The organism is Streptomyces sp. (assembly GCF_031181555.1).
In the GTDB taxonomy this organism is placed as follows: domain Bacteria; phylum Actinomycetota; class Actinomycetes; order Streptomycetales; family Streptomycetaceae; genus Streptomyces; species Streptomyces fimbriatus.
Window position 1 is genome coordinate 1 of sequence record NZ_JAPSKQ010000161.1, and the last position, 14,479, is coordinate 14,479.

The window sequence follows — 14,479 nt, forward strand, 5'->3', positions numbered from 1 at the left end:
CGGACCGGTGACACGGACCGCGTGCGGCCCGGCCGTCCCACCACCGAGCCGGCCGTCCGACCGTCGAGCGCGCCGTCACGGCCGACCGCCCGGTCCGTCCGTCACGCACGGCCGCCGGATCCGCCCGACGGGTCCGGCCATCGGGTCCTGCCGCCCCGCGCGACCGCCCGGCCCCGCTGCCGGATCCGGGCGCCCGTCCCGCCGGGGGCGTCAGCGGCAGCTGTCCGCCGCCTCGATCAGTCGCCGTGCCTCGCCCAGTGCCGCCCGCAGCACCGCGGGGTCGGTCGCCAGGTCCGCGTCCCCGGGGGGCAACAGCCAGTCCGAGCCCTCCACCGGCGGCTCGGGGGACGGCCGCAGCCCCCGTCCGTCGGTCTCCGTGCAGGTGCTGCCCGGTACGTCCCAGGCGGCGGCCGTCCCCGGCGGCACCAGGAAGCCGAGCGTGTCGCCGCCGCCGTCGTGCAGGACGAGCCCCACCGCGTCCCCGGCCCCGCGCCGCAGGATGTCGACCGCCTCCAGACCCTGCCGTGCCGGAACCGTGACCACGTCGCACTCCGGTGACGCGGGGGGTGGGGCACCGCCCGCCACGGTCACCACGCATCCGGCCGCCGGCGTACACGACGGCGCGCTCGACGACGTACTCGGCGGCGTCAGAGGATCGTTGCTCTGGCTGGTCACCATCCCGGCCTCCACCACACACATCCCTGCCTGAAAACGAGCGGGTCGGGAGTCGGGGGTCTCCCGGTCCACGGGGTTCAACGCGCCGGACCGTCAACGGCAACGGCGCAAGTGCGCCGCAAAGGATGGCAGATCATGGCAGATCACGGCCGAGATATCCGGTTTGCAGCCAAACTTCGCATGGTGACCCCGTCACAGCAGGTACGTTCTTGCCCGCCGGAAACAGGTCAGCACTTGGACAACTCATCCTGAATCCGGCATGGTTCGACGGTTCGCAGAGAGGACCCGGCCATGGCGTCGTCAACGGTGCCCTCGTCCCAGCCCAACCGGCCACCACGGCCGAACCTCGTCTTCCGGCAACTGCGCGGACCGCGCTCGCCGGCCGAGTTCGCCGCGGCGGTCCGCCGGGCCGCCCGCGAGATCGGTGAGCGGGTCAGCTGTGACGCGCGGTACGTGCACCGGGTGGAGGCAGGCGAGATCCGCTGCCCCAACTACGCCTACGAACGGGTGTTCCTGCACATGTTCCCCGGCCGCACGCTGACCGATCTGGGCTTCGCGCCCCGCTCGGCGGTCCGCGGGCGCCGGGCGCGGGACGTCGGGGACACGCCCCCGGCGCACACCGGGAACCCGGCGAACGCCACGCCTGAGACAAGCGTGGCGGACGAGCCGTATGACACGCAGGACCGGTACGACACGTACGACACGCACGACCACGAGGAGAGCGACGTGCTGCGTCGCGCATTCATGACCGGCGGAGGCGCCACGGTGGCCGCCGCCTCGCTGGGCCCTCTCGGGTTCGCCTCGGACGCCTCGGCGGCGCAGCGCGCCGTGCGCCGCGCCGGGGCGAGCGACGCGGGTGCCCTGGAAGAAGCCGTCCGCCGGATCCGGTTGCTGGACGACCGGCACGGGGCCGACGGCCTCTACCGGCGGGCGGCGGCTCCCCTGCGCGCCGCCTACGCGTTGCTGGACGCCGGTGCGACCCGGCAGCGGACGGCGGACCGGCTGTACGCGGGCGCCGGCGAACTGGCCATCTCGGTGGGCTGGCTGGCCCACGACTCGGGCCGCTTCGACGACGCCCGCTCGCACTACGCGGAGGCGCTGGCGACCGCGCGGGTGACCGGGGACGCGGGCCTGGAGGCGCACGCCTTCTGCAACACGGCGTTCCTCGCGCGGGACGCGGGCCGGCCCCGGGAGGCGGTGCGTGCGGCGCAGGCCGCGCAGCGGGTGGCGCGGTCGCTCGGCTCGCCGCGGCTGATGTCGCTGCTGGCGCTGCGCGAGGCGGGCGGCTGGGCCGGACTCGCCGACCGCTCGGGCTGCGAGCAGGCCCTGGCCCGGGCCCAGGCCTACTTCGAGCGTGGCCCCTCGGAGGCGGATCCCGAGTGGATGAGCTTCTACGGGGAGGCCGAGCTGGAGGGCCTGGAGGCGCAGTGCTGGTCGACGCTGGGCGACTGGCCGCGCGCGGCCCGGCACGCGCGGCGGGCGGCGGAGCTGCAGGACCCGCACTTCACCCGCAACATCGCCCTGTACACGGCGGAGCTGGCGGACGACCTGGCCCGCGGCGGGCTCCCCGACGAGGCGGCCCAGGCCGGGATGCGGGTGCTGGACCTGCTGACCGAGGTCCAGTCGTCCCGGGTCCAGACGATGCTGGCGGGCACGTCCCGCGTCCTGCTCCCGCACCGCCGCGCCGCGGGCGTCTCGGCGTTCCTGGACCGCCACGCCTCGTTCCCCCGCGCGGTGTGAGCGGCCCCCTCCGGTGTGAGCGGCCCCGTCGGTGCGGGTGGCCGCGCGGTGCCGAGTCGCCGGCCCGGTGCCGACGGCCGTTCCTCAGGCCGCCAGATGTCCCAGGTCGTTCCAGCTCTCGAGGGCCGGCTCCCCGTACGCCCAGCCCAGGACCGACAGCGACGTCGGGTTGAGGCGGATGCGGGCCGCGAAGTCCAGGGGCAGGCCCAGCCAGCGGGCGCCGATGGAGCGGAGGATGTGCCCGTGGGCGAAGACCAGCACGTCCCGGTCGGCCGAGCGCGCCCAGGCCACCACCTCGTCCGCACGGGCCGTCACCTCGGTCAGGGTCTCCCCCTCGGGGACGCCGTCGCGCCAGATCAGCCAGCCGGGGCGGCCGGCCTGTATCTCGGCCGGGGTCATGCCCTCGTACGCCCCGTAGTCCCACTCCATGAGGGTGTCCCAGGTCTGCGCGCGCTCGCCGAAGCCGGCGAGTTCGCAGGTCTCCCGCGCCCGTGCCAGCGGGCTGGTGCGCACCTCGACGCCCGGCAGCCCGTCGTACGGCGCCCGGTGCAGGCGCTCGCCGAGCAGCTTGGCGCCTCGCCGGCCCTCCTCCAGGAGCGGTACGTCGGTCCTGCCGGTGTGCTTGCCGGACAGCGACCACTGCGTCTGTCCGTGCCGGGCCAGCAGGATGCGCGGTGCCATGGGAGACCTTCCGGGGTGATTCGCAGGTGGAACTCCCCCCATCATCGCGCACCCCGGTCGCGGGCAACCCGGCGGGCGATCTCAGCGTCTATCAGGGCCGAGGGCCTCTCACGGGAGGCGCGTACACCGTAGAGTGGCTGGCCGCCGACGAGCGCCGCGCGAGGACGAAGGGGGAGGGCGATCGGATGCCGCACACCGAGACACCGGGCACCGAGGCGGCCCCGGCGACCCGGCTGCGCTGGTGGACCGAGCTGCCGCTGATCGTCCTGGTGTACGCCTGCTACTCGGCGGGACGGCTGGTCGTCCGGGGCGACGTCTCCGACGCCGTGGACCACGGTCTGGCGATCCTGCGCATCGAGAAGGCCCTGTACCTCAACGCCGAGCACCCGCTCAACCGCCTCTTCACGCGCGAACCGTGGCTGGGCGTGCCGGCCGACTTCTGGTACGCGTCGCTGCACTACCTGGTGACGCCCGCGGTCCTCGTCTGGCTGTTCCGGTCCCGCGCGGTGCGCTACCGCGCCGCCCGCACCTGGCTGATGACGTCCACCTTCATCGGCCTGATCGGCTTCACCCTGCTGCCCACCTGCCCGCCCCGGCTGCTCGACGCGAGCCACGGCTTCGTGGACACGATGGCCCACTACAGCTCCTGGGGCTGGTGGGGCGGCGAGGCGAGCGCCCCGCGGGGCCTGGGCGGGATGACCAACCAGTACGCGGCGATGCCGAGTCTGCACGTGGGCTGGGCGCTGTGGTGCGGAGTGGTCCTGTGGCGGTACGGCAACGGGTCGCGCCTGACGCGGACGGCCGCCGTCGGCTACCCGCTGGTGACCACGATCGTGGTGATGGGTACGGCGAACCACTACTTCCTCGACGCGGCCGCGGGGGCGGCCGTCATGGGCGCCGGGCTGCTGCTGACCCCGGTCGTGATGCGGTACGCCGACCGCGCCAAGGCCCTGTTCCCGCCCCGGTCCGCGCCGGTCGCGGCGGGTTCCTCCGGCACCCGTTCCCCCGTTGTCAGTGCGGGATGCCAGACTTCCGCGGGTGAGCGATTTCCACGGCAGCGGCAGCACGAGTCGCGGTACGGACCAAGAACCGAGCCGGATGCCTCCCCCGCGGACGCGGGGGAAGACGCTCCGGCACCGGCTCGCTGAGCTGCGCGGCCCCCAGGTCCCGGCCAAGGCGCTGGACGCGCGCGCCCTGGCCGCCCTCGCCGCCAACCCGGGCTGCCGGCGGCGGGCGATCCTCGACGGCGCGGGCGTGAACAAGGCGGTGCTGGCGAGTGCGTTGGGCTCGCCGTCGGCCTTCGGGCAGTCGCAGTTCGCGTTCGTGCGGGGCAACGCGTTCGAGGCGAAGGTCAAGGCCGACGGCGGCACGGAACTGCTGCGGCTGGCCCACGAGAAGCTGGACCGCTCGGCCGAACCGCCCGCCGCCGCGCGGGTGCCCGACCTGACCGCGCCCGGCCCCGAAGGGCGCCTGGAGCGTACGAAACTGGCGCTGCGTGAGGCCACGGAGGCCACCGCGTCCCCGGGCACCTGGACGCTGCTCGACCATCCGATGCTCGCGCTCGACGTCGCCGGCTCCCCCGCCTTCCTGGAGCCGGACGCGGTGGTGGTGCACCCGGACGGCAGCTGGACGGTCGTGGAGATCAAGTCCTTCCCGATGCTGGACGGCTCCGCGGACCCGGCGAAGGTCGGCGCGGCGGCCCGTCAGGCGGCGGTGTACGTCCTGGCGCTGGAGGAGGTGGCCGGCACGCTCGACCCCTCCCCGCGCGTGCGGCACCGGATCCTGCTCGTGTGCCCCAAGGACTTCTCCAACCTGCCCACCGCGTCGGCCGTGGACGTGCGCAAGCAGCGCGCGGTGACCGCCCGTCAGCTGGCCCGGCTCACCCGGATCGAGGAGATCGCCGACACGCTCCCCGAGGGCACGTGCTTCTCGCCGGACCTGCCCGCCGAGCAGTTGGCGACGGCCGTGGAGTCGGTCCCGGCGACGTACGCGCCGGAGTGCCTGTCCGCGTGCGAGCTGGCCTTCCACTGCCGGGACCGCTCCCGCGCGGCCGGTGCGGTGACCTCCCTGGGCCGTCCGGTCCGCGCGGAACTGGGCGGTCTGGCGACCGTCGAGGACGTGCTGGCGGCGGCCCGCGGTCAGGCCGGTGACCCCGACGACCCGGTGGTGGCGGCACTGCGGCGGGCGGCGGCCCTGCGCGCGCAGGCGCTGGGCACCGCCGGTGCGGCCGCCCCCGCCGGCGTTCGGGAGGCGTCCCCTTGTCGCTGATCACGACCCTCGCCCGCCTCGAGGCCATCAGCACCGGCCGCGCCCAACCCGCCGCCACCGTCCGGCACCGGCATCTGTCCGAACGGCCGCTGGTGTTCGTACCGCTCACCACCGCCGGTGAGGCGGGCGCCCCGCTCGGCGCGCTGGTGGGCACCGACCGGGACGCGCCGCGGCTGCTGGTCGTCCCGCAGCCGCGCGACCGCGACCTCAGGTTCGCGTTCCTCGCCGAACTGGCCGACGTGGTCCTGCCGTACGTCGACGGATTCGCCGACGCCGTGGAGGCGGCCGAGCGCACCGAGACCGACCCGGAGACCGGCAAGCGGGTCAGGGTCGAGGTCGACCTGTGCGCGGACGCGCCCCAGCTGATCGTGCCGAGCCGGGCCGGCATCGACCTCGTGCGCCTCCTCGGCCGGTCCATGCGTTTCCGGCGCACGGCGGAGCAGGACCCGGAGGCCCCGTTCCCGGCGCCGCCCCGGGTGCCGCTGCTGGGACGGTGGCTGACGCACTTCGGGGAGCGGGCCCGGGTGCCCGGCTCGTCGCTGCTGCTGGCCATGACCGACGTCCTGGCCCGGCACTGGGCGACCGGGCAGTCCACCCTGGAGGACCAGCACCTGGGGGCGCTGCTCGCCTGGATCGCCCCGCCCGGGGGACGCTCCGGCGCCGAGGCCGCGCGGGAGGCCGAGCTCGCGCGGGACGCCGACGGCCAGTTGCTGTGCCCGCCCGCGGGCCCGGCGACCGACCCGGCGTTCGACAACAAGCTGCTCGCCCCGGCCATCGAGCGCTACGACCGCGCCCGCACCGCGCTCGCCGCCGCGGAGGACGGGCTGGAGGCCGACGACCGCCTCGGCGCCCTGACCGCCGCCGAACGGGAGATCCGCGCGCTGGTGGAGAGCCGCACGCGGCCCACCTGGGACGCGGTGTGGCGCGGCCTGGACCTGCTGCGGGAGCTGCCGGAGGGCGCGCGCGTCGAGGAGCGGTGGACGCGCGACCGCTGGTCGTTCACCGGTCACCGGGACCGCGTCCTGGCCGGCGAGCCGCCGCAGCCGCGCCGCGACGACGCCGTCACCGCGGCCGGCAAACTGGCCGTGCGCGAGCGGGAGCAGGCCCGTCTGGAGGCCCAGGAGGCCCTGGACGACCCGCTGGTGATGGCGGGCCGGCGGCTGGCCGGGGAGGCCTTCGCGGGCGAGGTGACCGATGTGGTGATGGCGTACAGCGAGAGCAAGCGGCCCAGCCCCCGTCCGCTGGTCACCGTCCGCACGGACGACCGCCCCCACCTGGGCGAGCGGACCCGGGTGTACCGCACGCTGGGCGGGAAGCCGCAGACGGCGGAGTTCGCCGGATACGCGCAAGAGGACGGCGGGCCGGGCGACGGCACCCTGCTCGTCCTGCGGATCATGGACAGGATGGGCCGCGGCAAGGAGCCCGAGGAGGGATCCGTGCCGGAGAAGGGCGACCGCGTGTGCTTCACGCTGTTCGAGCACGAACCGCGCGGCGGGGCGAAGCTGCCCGACCCGGAGGAGACGCCGTGGACGCACGGCGGGCCACCCGGTGAGGAGGCCGTACCGGAGGCCGCCGACCCGGTGACCGAGGAGGATCTGCTGTGACCACCGAGGCTGTGACCACCGACGCCGTGATCACCGGGGCCGCGGCCTCCCCGGCCGGTTTCGACCCCGGTGCGGCGGCCGCCCGCGCCACCGACGCGATCCTGAGCGACACGCTGCACGGCACCGCGCGCGGTGTCGTCGTCGACTCCCCGCCCGGCGCCGGCAAGTCCACCCTGGTGGTCCGCGCGGCGCTGGAACTGGCCGGGGCGGGCCGCCCGCTGATGGTCGTGGCGCAGACCAACGCGCAGGTCGACGACCTGGTGCTGCGGCTCGCCGAGAAGAACCCCGACCTGCCGGTCGGCCGGCTGCACAGCAGCGACACCGACCCGTACGACAAGGCGCTCGACGCGCTGCCGAACGTCCGCACGTCGGCGAAGGCGGCCGATCTCGCCGGGCTCGACGTGGTCCTCTCGACGGCGGCGAAGTGGGCGCACGTCAAGGGCGTCGAGCCGTGGCGGCACGCCATCGTCGACGAGGCGTACCAGATGCGCTCGGACGCGCTGCTCGCCGTGGCCAACCTGTTCGAGCGGGCGTTGTTCGTGGGCGACCCGGGGCAGCTCGACCCGTTCGCGATCGTGGGCAGCGAGCAGTGGGCGGGCCTGTCCTACGACCCGTCCGCGTCCGCCGTGACCACCCTGCTCGCCCACAACCCCGAGCTGCCGCAGCACCGCCTGCCGGTGTCGTGGCGGCTGCCCGCCTCGGCGGCGCCGCTGGTGTCGGACGCGTTCTACCCGTACACGCCGTTCCGCAGCGGCACCGGCCACGGCGACCGCGGGCTCGTCTTCGGCGTCCCGTCGGACGGTTCGGGCCCGGACCGGGTGATCGACGAGGCGGCCGAGTCCGGCTGGGGCCTGCTGGAGCTGCCCGCCCGGCACACCCCGCGCACGGACCCGGAGGCGGTGCGGGCGGTGGCGACGGTCGTGCGCAGGCTGCTGGACCGCGGCGGCGCGGCGACGTCCGAGAGGTCGGCGGATCCCGTTCCGCTGACCGCCGGCCGGATCGCCGTCGGCACCGCGCACCGGGACCAGGCGGCGGCGGTGCGGGCGGCGCTCGCGGAGCTGGGCGTGGCGGACGTCACGGTCGACACGGCGAACCGTCTGCAGGGCCGGGAGTACGACGTCACGGTGGTCCTGCACCCGCTCTCCGGCCGCCCCGACGCCACCGCCTTCCACCTGGAGACGGGCCGGCTGTGCGTGCTCGCCTCCCGGCACCGGCACGCGTGCATCGTCGTGTGCCGGGCGGGGGTGGGCGACCTGCTGGACGACTACCCGTCCACGGAACCGGTCCAGCTGGGCACGCTCGTGAAGTTCCCGGACGGCTGGGAGGCCAACCACGCGGTGCTCGCCCACCTCGCCGAGCACCGGGTACGGTGGCGGCCCTGACCGGCACGCCCTCCCCGCCGGAGGCGGCCGACGGGCACGGCCCGGACGGCCGGGAGGCCGACCACGCGGTCCTCGCCGGGCACCGGGTGCGACGACGGTCCCGGCGGAGGGGCGAGGCCCTCTTGCGGGGGCGCGGGACAATGGACGGTGGCCCACTTCCCCGGGGTGCCCCCGCCCGCGGGGGAGGGTCCGCCCCCAGCGGGTCGCCCCCGACGGGTCGACCGCGACGTACGAGAAGGAGATGACATGGCGGAGCCCACGCCGCGCAGGGACGAACCGCGGCTACGCCCCGCGCCCCTGCTGTTCGAGCCCGCGGCGGCGGCCGCCGATCCCGAGCACTTCTTCGACCTGGAGTCGATCGACGATCCGCGCGCGCTGCTGGAGCGGGCGACGGAGCTGACGCTCGCGTTCCGTGCCGCGGCGGACCGGGCGATGGAGTTCCAGGCGATGGCGGCGGCCCAGCTGGCCGACCCCCGGCGCTTCGACCGGCTGACGACGGCCGACATCGCGGAGCGCGCCGAGTGGACCGAGGACTACGCGAAGAAGATGGTCGAGTTCGGGCGGGACCTGATGCGCGGCGGCGAGGGCTCCGAGGACATCGGCCCGGCGTGAGCCCCGCGGTCCGGCGGCCCGGTGCGGTCCTGCCGCTCCCGGCTCGAACACGCGTGGCATATGCCGGACGGGCACGATACCGCCTCCTCGGGCGTCGCGTCCCGGATTCCGGCAACCCTGGGGACCGCGCCCTCACGGCCGGTAGATCTGTGTGCCATGAGCAGCACACGGCATGTCTCCGACATCAGCGGCGTCACCCCGGACGGTGCCGCCTGGCTCGCCTCGGCAGGAACGTATCCGCGCAGCACGCTCGCGCACTGGAAGGAGCGCGCGGACGCCCCGGCCGTCCTGTCCTGCGGCGTGGTCTTCGACGTGGTGAGCGCGCCCGCGGTCTTCGGGCGCCGGATGCTGGACCGGATGTGGGACGAGGGGCCGGGCTCCGGGCCGGTGGCGGAGTTCCGGGGCCGGATGCTGCTGTTCGCGGCGCCGGGGACGGCCCAGCGGCTGCCGGTCCTCCTGGAGTGGGAGGAGTGGGGGACGCACAACCGGGCGCGCGGCCGCACCGGCGCCGTCCCGCCGCTGCTGTGCCACGGCGCCGGCGACGCGGTGACGGTCCCGGCCCCCGCCCCCGTCGTGGGGGCGGCCGGCCCGGCCCGCTCCGGCTCGCGCTGGCTGGTCGCCCCGGACACGCGTCACCCCTGGCTGCCGGGCCCTGAGGTACTGCTCTGGGCGGCCGTGCGGGCGGCCCGCGCGGCCGTACGGATATCGATTTTTCCTCCCGCCGACCAGGGTGCTAATGTCTACGACGTCAGCAGGCGCCGCTAGCTCAGTTGGTTAGAGCAGCTGACTCTTAATCAGCGGGTCCGGGGTTCGAGTCCCTGGCGGCGCACGACCCGAGAAAGGCCTCCTGCGAGAGCAGGAGGCCTTTCTCGTGCGCGTATCCCGCCGCTGACCAGCCGGTGGTGATCACCCGGTGGTGATCTTCACCGTCCACGCCCCCGACGCCGTGCGCCCCTCCACCTCCACCCGTACGGACTCCCCCGGCACCGTGAAGCTCTCGCCGAGGGCGACCGGGGCATCGGCGAGGGGCGGGTAGACCGAGTCCTCCCAGCAGGCCTCGGTGTGCGGGTGGGCGTCGATGACCTCGATGGGCCCGCCGCCGGACTGGGTGCCGCTGCTCACCCGGTAGACCAGCACCCCCTGCCGGCAGGCCGCCGCGTCGTTGCCGACCGGGCCGCGGACCTCGAAGGCGAGCACGCTGTCGGCGCCGGTGCGCACGACCGCGAGCTTGGCGCCCCGGCCGAGGCCGAAGGACGGCGCCCCGGCCGCGCCCGTCACCGGCACCCCCGGCCCCGCCCCCAGCGGCTCCAGCGTCAGCCGCACCGGGCCCGCGTCCTGCACGCACCGCACCTGCCGGGGTTCCAGCCAGCCCAGCTTCCACTTGTGCCAGCCGAACAGGTCCGGCGCCAGGGCGAACTGGCTGCCCATCAGGTCCCAGTCGCCGACGTGGGTGTCCCAGTCGCCCTTGCCGTCCACGGGCCGGTGGTAGAGGTCGGGCAGGTCGAAGACGTGTCCGGTCTCGTGGGCGAGGACCAGCCGGTCCGGGGGATGGTTCTCGAAGACGGTGACGATCCGGCGGATGTCGGTGCCGTCGGCCCGCAGCGGGGTGTCCAGGTTGACGACCTTCGTGGCGTCGGAGTCCACGCCCGGCGCGTCCGGGTCGGCGACGAGGTACACGACGTCGTACCGCGAGAAGTCGACCTGCCCGTCGGTCACGGCGAGCGCGTCGCGCAGATAGGCCGCCCGGTCGGAGGCGGCCCAGTCGCGCTGTACGGCGTACGCCGTGGACGGGCGCGGCATCCGGATCCAGTGCCGCAGGGCGTGCGGACGCAGCGTGAACCTGCCGTAGGAGGCCCGCTGGAAGAAGCGGGTCGTGGCCGGGAAGTGGTCGGCGGCGAGTTCCTCGGGCGTGGTCAGGGGGTGGGAGTCCGGGAAGGAGAGGAACACCATCACCGCGTCCAGCCGGCGGGCCGGGCGGGGATAGGCGGGGTTCCAGGTGTCCAGGCCCTCGGAGTGGTGGGCGTCGGTGCGGGTCAGGGTGCAGGGCGCCGCGGAGAAGGGCTCGGCGGCGGAGGGGACGGTCACCATCGAGGTCGCCGCGAGCGCCGACATGGTGGTGCACATCGCCGCCGTGCTGCGCAGCCGGGGCCGCACACCCGGACGGCCCAGTCGCTTGAGGGCTTCCCGGCCGGATCCTCGTCCTCTCAGGGGGAGCTGACGCGGCACGGGGACCTCCGGGAGACGGTTCACGGGACACCGCACCCAGAGTGTGTGTGTTTGTCATATTGCGCCCTGTTCAGCTGCGCCGGACGGGTGAGAAACCCGGGTCTTCCCGCCGGGACCGGCCCCGGGACACCGTGAGAACCGCGAACCATTCACGGAACGTCACAACTGGTCAGAGGGCCGATGAAGCCGATCCATCGGCGGACGGAAACGGTCGGGAAGAGATGCGAGACCGTCCCGGAGACCGGACAGTGGCTGAAAGGGCCCGACGTCGGCCTCTATGATCGGCAGACTTTCCTGCACGGACAGCGAGCGAGTGCACTGCGGGAGCGAGCGGTGAGCGGAACGTCCGAAGGGCCGGCGCCCGCAACGGATCTCGACCGGCCAGTCGTCACAGAGAGTGAGATCGCCACGTCTCCCCGTACCGGGTCCCCGCCGCCCCTGTCGTCCCCGCCGCCCGCCTCCTGCCCCTCACCGCCCCCCTCGTCCCCGTCGTCCCCGTCGTACCGGGCCGCCTTCACGGTCGCGCCGCTCGCCATGGCCGTGGTCGACCGCGAGGGCATGGTGGTCAGCGCCAACGGCAGCCTCGCCACCCTGCTGGGCAGCGACCCGGAGACCCTGAGCGGTGCCGTCGCCGCCGATCTGGTGGACCTCTCCTCCGACGCCCGCATCTGGCACGCCTACCGCGAGGTGCTGCGCGGACGGCAGGCGAAGCTGCGCTGCACGCGCCGGCTGAAGCACCCCGAGGGGCACACGCTGTGGGTGCGGGTGACGGTCGCCCCGCTGCCCACCGACGACCAGGGCGTGCTGCTCTCGGTCGCCGACATCAGCGCCCGCCGGGAGCTCCAGGCGCGGCTGCGGCACTCGCGGATGCACGACCCGGTGACCCGGCTGCCCAACCGCACCCTGTTCTTCGAGCGGCTGACGGCCGCCCTGGAGGCGGAGTCGTACGAGCGGAGCGGCACCGGCCGGATCGGGCTGTGCTACCTGGACCTGGACGGGTTCAAGGCCATCAACGACACCCTCGGCCACCACGTGGGCGACCGGCTGCTGGCCGCCGTCGCCGAGCGCCTGACGCGCTGCGCGCAGGAGGCCGGCCGGGCCAGGACCGGCATCCCGCTGGTCGCCCGGCTCGGCGGGGACGAGTTCGCCCTGCTGGTCGAGGACTCCACCGGCACCGAACAGCTCGCCGACCTCGCCGAGTCGGTGCTCGGGGCGATCCAGGCCCCCTTCGACCTCTCCGGCCAGCGGCTGTCGGTCTCCGCGTCCATCGGGGTGGTCGAGCGGCACGCCGCCGGAACCACGCCCACCGCGCTGATGCAGGCCGCCGACACCACGCTGTACTGGGCGAAGGCCGACGGCAAGGCCCGCTGGACGCTGTTCGACCCGGAGCGCAACGCCCACCGGGTGACCCGCCAGGCCCTCGCCTCCGCCCTCCGCCCGGCCATCGAGCGGGGCGAGTTCGCGCTGGAGTACCAGCCGCTGGTCGGCATGGAGGACGACCGGGTGCACGGCGTGGAGGCCCTGGTCCGCTGGCACCACCCGCGCTTCGGCACCCTGACACCGAATCGGTTCATCGGGCTCGCGGAGGAGGACGGCTCGATCGTGCCGCTCGGCCGCTGGGTGCTGCGCACCGCCTGCCGCCAGGCCCGCCGCTGGCAGGAGGAGCACCCGGAGGGGCCGCCGATCTTCGTCAGCGTGAACGTGGCGGTCCGTCAGGTCTGGGACTCCGACCTGGTGGCGGACGTCGCCGAGACCCTGGCGGAGACGGGCCTCGCGCCGCACCTGCTGCAACTGGAGCTGACCGAGTCGGCGGTGATGGGCTCCTCGGGGCGGCCCCTGCAGGCCCTGAAGGCGCTCAGCGACATGGGCGTGCGCATCGCCATCGACGACTTCGGCACCGGCTACTCGAACCTGGCCTACCTCAGCCGGCTGCCGGTGTCCGTCCTCAAGCTGGACGGCTCCTTCGTCCGGGGCTTCCAGTACGAGGAGCGCGCCGCCGCCCTGCCGAACCCGGCGGACGAGGTGATCGTCGAGGCGATGGTCCAGCTCGCCCACCGGCTCGGCCTCACGGTCACCGCGGAGTGCGTGGAGACCTCGGCGCAGGCCACCCGGCTGCGCCGGATCGGGTGCGACACCGGTCAGGGGTGGCTGTACTCCCGTCCGGTGCCGCCGGACCGCATCTCCGAGCTGCTGGGCACGTCCGGGGTTCAGGCGGGCGCCGGCAACCCGTAGGCGTCCGCGATGAGTTCGTAGGAGCGCAGCCGCACCTCACCGCTGTGCGCGTTGGCCGTGATCATCAGCTCGTCGGCGCCGGTGCGCTTGTGGAGGTCGTCCAGTCCGGCGCGGACCTCGTCCGGGGTGCCGTGGACGACGTTGGCGTTCCAGGAGTCGACGAACTCCCGCTCCATCGGGGTGAAGGGATGCGCCTCCGCCTCCTCGGGGGTGGGGACCAGGCCCGGGCGGCCGGTGCGCAGCCGGACCATGTTCAGCGCGGCGGCCAGCACCTGCCGGCGGGCCTCCTTCTCGTCGTCGGTGGCGAGCGCGGAGACGCCGATCAGGGCGTAGGGCGCGTCGAGGACCCCGCTGGGCCGGAAGGTCTCGCGGTACAGGTCCAGCGCGGGAATGGTGTTCTGCGCCGAGAAGTGGTGGGCGAAGGCGAACGGCAGGCCGAGCAGGCCGGCCAGCCGCGCGCTGAACCCGGAGGAGCCGAGCAGCCAGATCGGCGGGCGGTGCGGGGACTGCACCCCGCCGGGCGAGGTGGCCTGCACCGGTCCGGGAACGGCGTGGATCCGGCCGTAGGGGTGCCCGTCGGGGAAGTCGTCGTCCAGGAAGCGGGTGAGCTCGGCGAGCTGCTGGGGGAAGTCGTCGGCGCCCTCGTTCAGCCGGTCGGTGCGGCGCAGGGCCGCCGCCGTGGCGCCGTCGGTGCCGGGGGCGCGGCCGAGGCCGAGGTCGATCCGCCCCGGGGCCATGGCCTCCAGGGTGCCGAACTGCTCGGCGATGACGAGCGGCGCGTGGTTGGGGAGCATCACGCCGCCGGAGCCGAGCCGTATGCGGTCGGTGTGGGCGGCGAGGTGGGCCAGGATCACGGCCGGGGACGAGGAGGCCACACCCGGCATGGAGTGGTGCTCGGCGACCCAGTAGCGGTGGTAGCCGCGCGACTCCGCGAGGCGGGAGAGGGCGACGCTGGTGCGCAGGGCGTCGCTCGCGGTGCGGCCCGCTCCGACGGTCACCAGGTCCAGCACCGAGAGGGGGACGGGTGCGGTGCCGCGGGCGGTGCCCCGGATCTCCTCT

General features: G+C 74.8%; 12 protein-coding genes and 1 tRNA gene. 9 read left to right on the plus strand and 4 right to left on the minus strand.

What is annotated here, in order from left to right:
• Positions 1-210: 210 nt before the first annotated feature.
• The gene (locus RIM90_RS25575) at positions 211-678 is read right to left on the minus strand and encodes a hypothetical protein (RefSeq protein WP_309063112.1); all 468 of its coding nucleotides are present in this window, start codon (positions 676-678) and stop codon (positions 211-213) included.
• Positions 679-966: 288 nt separating this feature from the next.
• Here RIM90_RS25575 and RIM90_RS25580 point away from each other — a divergent pair, with 288 nt between their 5' ends.
• The gene (locus tag RIM90_RS25580) at positions 967-2,415 is read left to right on the plus strand and encodes a tetratricopeptide repeat protein (RefSeq protein WP_309063113.1); all 1,449 of its coding nucleotides are present in this window, start codon (positions 967-969) and stop codon (positions 2,413-2,415) included.
• Between the two features lie 84 nt (positions 2,416-2,499).
• On the opposite strand, the gene RIM90_RS25585 is transcribed toward RIM90_RS25580, so the two are convergent.
• On the minus strand, positions 2,500-3,096 hold the full coding sequence (locus tag RIM90_RS25585; protein WP_309063114.1) for a histidine phosphatase family protein: 597 nt from the start codon (positions 3,094-3,096) through the stop codon (positions 2,500-2,502).
• A gap of 185 nt (positions 3,097-3,281) precedes the next feature.
• Here RIM90_RS25585 and RIM90_RS25590 point away from each other — a divergent pair, with 185 nt between their 5' ends.
• From RIM90_RS25590 to RIM90_RS25620, 7 genes are all read left to right on the plus strand, one after another.
• On the plus strand, positions 3,282-4,244 hold the full coding sequence (locus RIM90_RS25590; protein WP_309063115.1) for a phosphatase PAP2 family protein: 963 nt from the start codon (positions 3,282-3,284) through the stop codon (positions 4,242-4,244).
• On the plus strand, positions 4,195-5,364 hold the full coding sequence (locus RIM90_RS25595; protein ID WP_309063116.1) for a hypothetical protein: 1,170 nt from the start codon (positions 4,195-4,197) through the stop codon (positions 5,362-5,364). The genes RIM90_RS25590 and RIM90_RS25595 overlap by 50 nt, the downstream gene beginning before the upstream one ends.
• Positions 5,355-6,968 (plus strand): hypothetical protein, encoded by a 1,614-nt coding sequence (locus tag RIM90_RS25600; protein WP_309063117.1) that lies wholly within the window; start codon positions 5,355-5,357, stop codon positions 6,966-6,968. Before RIM90_RS25595 ends, RIM90_RS25600 begins: the two co-directional genes overlap by 10 nt.
• Before the next feature lie 26 nt (positions 6,969-6,994).
• Complete coding sequence (locus tag RIM90_RS25605) at positions 6,995-8,350, plus strand: AAA domain-containing protein (protein ID WP_309063123.1); 1,356 nt, start codon at positions 6,995-6,997, stop codon at positions 8,348-8,350.
• 246 nt (positions 8,351-8,596) lie between these two features.
• Complete coding sequence (locus tag RIM90_RS25610) at positions 8,597-8,962, plus strand: hypothetical protein (RefSeq protein ID WP_309063118.1); 366 nt, start codon at positions 8,597-8,599, stop codon at positions 8,960-8,962.
• A 156-nt stretch (positions 8,963-9,118) separates the two neighbouring features.
• Complete coding sequence (locus RIM90_RS25615; RefSeq protein ID WP_309063119.1) at positions 9,119-9,727, plus strand: hypothetical protein; 609 nt, start codon at positions 9,119-9,121, stop codon at positions 9,725-9,727.
• A tRNA-Lys gene (locus RIM90_RS25620) sits at positions 9,718-9,791 on the plus strand. The genes RIM90_RS25615 and RIM90_RS25620 overlap by 10 nt, the downstream gene beginning before the upstream one ends.
• 77 nt (positions 9,792-9,868) lie before the next feature.
• On the opposite strand, the gene RIM90_RS25625 is transcribed toward RIM90_RS25620, so the two are convergent.
• On the minus strand, positions 9,869-11,086 hold the full coding sequence (locus RIM90_RS25625) for a M6 family metalloprotease domain-containing protein (RefSeq protein ID WP_309063120.1): 1,218 nt from the start codon (positions 11,084-11,086) through the stop codon (positions 9,869-9,871).
• A 435-nt stretch (positions 11,087-11,521) separates the two neighbouring features.
• On the opposite strand from RIM90_RS25625, the gene RIM90_RS25630 reads away from it, so the two are divergent.
• Entirely contained in the window at positions 11,522-13,420 is a 1,899-nt protein-coding gene (locus tag RIM90_RS25630) for a bifunctional diguanylate cyclase/phosphodiesterase (RefSeq protein ID WP_309063121.1), read from the plus strand.
• Here the strand turns inward: RIM90_RS25630 and RIM90_RS25635 are convergent.
• The coding region (locus RIM90_RS25635; RefSeq protein WP_309063122.1) for an LLM class flavin-dependent oxidoreductase at positions 13,396-14,479 on the minus strand (1,084 nt) is incomplete at its 5' end. The genes RIM90_RS25630 and RIM90_RS25635 overlap by 25 nt on opposite strands.

Excerpts from the sequence above, each read along its gene's own strand:
- RIM90_RS25575 (WP_309063112.1), bottom strand. The coding sequence starts at position 678 with ATGGTGACCAGCCAGAGCAACGATCCTCTGACGCCGCCGAGTACGTCG.
- RIM90_RS25580 (WP_309063113.1), top strand. The coding sequence starts at position 967 with ATGGCGTCGTCAACGGTGCCCTCGTCCCAGCCCAACCGGCCACCACGG.
- RIM90_RS25585 (WP_309063114.1), bottom strand. The coding sequence starts at position 3,096 with ATGGCACCGCGCATCCTGCTGGCCCGGCACGGACAGACGCAGTGGTCG.
- RIM90_RS25590 (WP_309063115.1), top strand. The coding sequence starts at position 3,282 with ATGCCGCACACCGAGACACCGGGCACCGAGGCGGCCCCGGCGACCCGG.
- RIM90_RS25595 (WP_309063116.1), top strand. The coding sequence starts at position 4,195 with ATGCCTCCCCCGCGGACGCGGGGGAAGACGCTCCGGCACCGGCTCGCT.
- RIM90_RS25610 (WP_309063118.1), top strand. The coding sequence starts at position 8,597 with ATGGCGGAGCCCACGCCGCGCAGGGACGAACCGCGGCTACGCCCCGCG.
- RIM90_RS25615 (WP_309063119.1), top strand. The coding sequence starts at position 9,119 with ATGAGCAGCACACGGCATGTCTCCGACATCAGCGGCGTCACCCCGGAC.
- RIM90_RS25625 (WP_309063120.1), bottom strand. The coding sequence starts at position 11,086 with ATGTGCACCACCATGTCGGCGCTCGCGGCGACCTCGATGGTGACCGTC.